The 3,619-nt window shown below is 60.5% G+C and carries 3 protein-coding genes; all 3 read right to left on the bottom strand.

All coding sequences use genetic code 11. The annotated features are described in order from the left end of the window. Positions 1–1,032: Dyp-type peroxidase (locus tag VGC62_RS06725; protein ID WP_331186290.1), on the bottom strand; the 1,032-nt coding region annotated here is incomplete at its 3' end. Positions 1,033–1,096: 64 nt separating this feature from the next. Beyond that, positions 1,097–2,308 carry an iron uptake system protein EfeO gene (efeO, locus tag VGC62_RS06720; protein WP_331186289.1) on the bottom strand — a complete coding sequence of 404 codons (1,212 nt, stop codon included), beginning with the start codon at positions 2,306–2,308 and terminating at the stop codon, positions 1,097–1,099. A gap of 9 nt (positions 2,309–2,317) precedes the next feature. Continuing rightward, positions 2,318–3,187, bottom strand: coding sequence for an iron uptake transporter permease EfeU (gene efeU, locus VGC62_RS06715; RefSeq protein ID WP_331186288.1), 870 nt, complete (start codon positions 3,185–3,187; stop codon positions 2,318–2,320). Positions 3,188–3,619: the final 432 nt, after the last annotated feature.

Genomic DNA, 3,619 nt, shown 5'->3' with positions numbered 1-3,619 from the left:
CGGGTTGGCCAGGCGGATGTGGGCGTCCAGCGGCGTCTGCTTGCCGGCGGGGTCGTCGAAATACAGCGGCACATGGTGTTCGGTCTGGCCGGAGGTGCCCAGCGGCGCCCCGCTGTCCTTGACCCGGCCCATGATCGCTTCCTGCTCGCGCAGGGGCGTGCGATCCCAGCGCTCGACGAAGTTGCGGATGATGCGCACCGCCTGATAGCTGCCATTGGCCGCCCAGGCCGGCTCATCGCTGTCGGGCTGCACCCAGACCAGCGTATTCATGGCTTTCTGGTCATTGGAGTTGGGGTTGGCCGAGCCGTCACGGAAGCCCAAAAAATTACGTGCGCTTTCGGCGGGCTGGCCTGGCTTGAGCGGCGCCTGAGCAGGCACCGTGCCTTCTTGTTTCCAGCGCACCAGCAGCAGGTCCGGCAGGTTTTTCACGATGTCGCGCAGGGCGTGAATATTGCTGTCCGGGGCATTGGAGCAGAACTGAATGCTCAAGTCGCCATGACAGCATTCTGCTTCCAGTGCATCGTTGGGGAAGCCGACCATGCGTTGCAGGCGCTTGGGCTTGACCGCTTGCAGGCCGAAGCGCTCGTCGAACAACGAGTCGCCGACCGATACCGTGATGGTCAGGTTGTCCGGCGTCACTACGGGGCCAAGGATGCCCGAATCCAGCGGCGGCAGTTTTGGGTCCACCTGGGGCACGGCGCCACCGGTCATCAAGAACGCGATGCGCTCGTTGAGCGTACGCAACAGCCGCTCCAGGTCGTCGCGATCCTGAGCCAGCACGTCAAACGAAACCATCATGCCAGCAGCCGGGCGCGGGGTGACGATGCCGGTCTGATGCACACCATGGAAGGTGTTGCGGTCTTGGGTTTTCTCGCTTTTCGGGGCTTCGGCCACTTGCGCTGGCGCCGAGGCCGCCAGCACATTGCCGCTCAAGCTGCTGCCGGCAAGGGCAGCGCCCGCCGCACCGAGGCCCATAAGAACTCGGCGGCGTTCAGCGCTAACAGGGGCGTTGGATGAGTCTGAGTCTTTCATATGAGTTAAGTCTTCGCTCTGGTTTCAGGGCCGGGCGGGCGTATCAAGCACCCGCCTGGGCACGCTACAGGCCTGAAAGGCCGAGGGCCGGATCGATTCCATCGAGTACGTCGGCCAATGCCTTGGCCTTGTCTGCTATTTGCTTTCTTTGTTCGTTGGTTACTTGGTCATATGACGTGTAGCCATTGCTGGTCTTGAGCAGCAGCAACTGGTCATCCAGTGCGGTGGTTGCGGCGTCGATCTTCTTCAGCAGTTCGCCGGAGGTCTTGGCCAGCAACGGCCGCAGCAAGTCGATCACCTTGCGTGTGCCTTCCAGGTTCGCCGCAAAACCGCTGGCGTCGACATGGCTGTAACGTTCTTCTTCACCGTTGCTACGCACATCGGCCAGGCTGCGCATCGTGCGCACGATCATGCTGGCCAGTTGTTCTGGCGCGATGCTGTTGGCCAGCAGCGCTTGTTTGAGGCTGGTGATGTCGGTTTGCAAACGCTCGACGACTGGCGCCAGGGCGTCTACCGAGTGCTGCTGGAACAGGCCGAACTCAATGCGGTGGAAGCCGCTGAAGCCTGGGTCCTGCTCGCGTTTTTCGTAGTAATCGGCGCGAGCGTTGACTGCGTTGTCCAGTTCTGCCAGACGCTGAGCGGCCGGGGCGATGCGCTGATAAGCCGCTCGCGCAGGGACGTAAGCCTCTTGAGCGGCTTTCAGGTCGCCGCTTTGAATGGCTTGTTGCAGGTCGCCCACCGCGCGTAGCAAGGCACTGCTTTGAGTGCTGAGGTACACGCGGTATTCGGACAGCGGGCCGATGAACGCCACCATCGACGGACGGGCCTTGGCTGCTGCGTCGGACTCGGCGGTTGGCGTGACATGCAGAGTGCCGCGTGGGTTGCTCAACAGGCCACAGGTGATCGCGTAATCTCCCGGCAGCAGATTGGCATTGATCAACTGGCTCAAGCCCGGCGCGATATTTTCACGCTCTTCGATCACCAGCACGCCGTCGAGAATTTCCCATTCCACGGCACGCTCGGAGCGGTTGACGATGCGAAACGCATTCTTGCCAGCCGCGACGGTGATCGCATTAGGTTCGCAATTTTTGGCATGAATGGTCACAACGGTTTCGCCGCTGTTGTTGGCCAGGCGTTTTTTCTGCGCACTTTGCGAGGCGTAATAGAACAGCCCACCCGCGGCGACCATCAGGATCACAGATCCGGCAACGGCCAATCGCAGGACGCGAGGAGGCTTGGCTTTCTGGGAAGGAAGCCCTTGAGGACTGGTGGTCATGAGTGTCCTTTATTTATGCGTAACGGAAGAAGAGTGGCCATGTTCGTGTGCCGGGCGGGTGGGCAGACTCACCACCCGCGGCCCCGGCATAAAGAACAGCACCAGCGCGAAGATCAGGTAGGCCAGGTACACGGCCAGCACACTCACGGTGGGTGCATCCTGATACCCGAACATGCCGGCCAGCACCGAGCCAGTCGGGCCGTCCATCGGCAGGTTCGCACTGACGTCAAAGACAACGCTCTGGAAATGGTTCCACACGCCCGCTTCATGCAATGCCTGAATCGAGTTGGCGAGAATGCCCGCCGCGACCACCAGAATGAACAGGCCGGTCCAGCGAAAGAATCGGCCCAGGTTCAGGCGCATGCTGCCGCTGTAGATGGCAAAGCCGATGCCGATCGCGATGATCAGCCCCAACAGGGCACCGATTGGGGCGTCGGCCCCTTCGCTTTGCTGGAAAATGGCGAGCAGGAAAAAAACCGTTTCCAGACCTTCACGGGCTACCGCGAAGAACACCATGGCGATCAGCGCGTAGGTCTGGTTTTTCGAACCGGCGAGGGCGGCATCGAGGGAGGCATGCAGTTCATGCTTGATGGAACGGGCGACCTTGCGCATCCAGAACACCATCGAGCTGAGAATGATCACCGCGAACAAGCCGACCAGACCTTCGAACAATTCTTGCTGCTTTTGCGGGAATTCGGCGCTGACCATTTCCAGGCCGCCACCGACGAGCAGCGCCAACGCGCAGGCCAGGAAGACACCGACCCAGACCGCAGGCATCCACTCGCCGCGGCCGGTCTGTCTCAGGTAACTGGCGATGATGCCAACGATAAGCGCGGCTTCAATCCCTTCGCGCAACATGATCAAAAAAGGAACGAGCATGAATCACCGGGTAAAGACTAGATAGGGGGTGCAGCTTGAATGCGTCATGGAGTCATTTGCATTCAACCAATGTGTAACATAATGATACTCATTATTGAATGAGCATACTTGTTTTTTTGCAGAATCGAGCTTTTGTGCAGGTGTTCAGCTGGCGTTCAGCCACTTTGTTTCGCGGTGTATGGGTAGGAGCTGTGGCTTGTCCCGCGACCTGGCGCGCAGCGACAGTAAACCCTATACGCGCGGTCTGTCTGTCACACCGCGTGCGCAGGTTTTACGACGGGTTCCCCGCCTGTCGCTGGACAAGCCCTGCTCCCACATGGGGTTCAGGGCCAGAACACGCTGTAGCTGACGAGCCCGGCGAGACCGCGATGCCGATACACATGGCAATCGCAGCGTCGCGCTGCTCGTCAGCGCCTACCTGAATCGTGCGTG

Origin of the sequence: Pseudomonas sp. (assembly GCF_036404235.1) — a bacterium.
In the GTDB taxonomy this organism is placed as follows: domain Bacteria; phylum Pseudomonadota; class Gammaproteobacteria; order Pseudomonadales; family Pseudomonadaceae; genus Aquipseudomonas.
Note: the sequence above shows the minus strand (reverse complement) of the source record. Positions and strands in the feature narration are given on the sequence as shown.

Excerpts from the sequence above, each read along its gene's own strand:
- efeU (WP_331186288.1), bottom strand. The coding sequence starts at position 3,187 with ATGCTCGTTCCTTTTTTGATCATGTTGCGCGAAGGGATTGAAGCCGCG.
- efeO (WP_331186289.1), bottom strand. The coding sequence starts at position 2,308 with ATGACCACCAGTCCTCAAGGGCTTCCTTCCCAGAAAGCCAAGCCTCCT.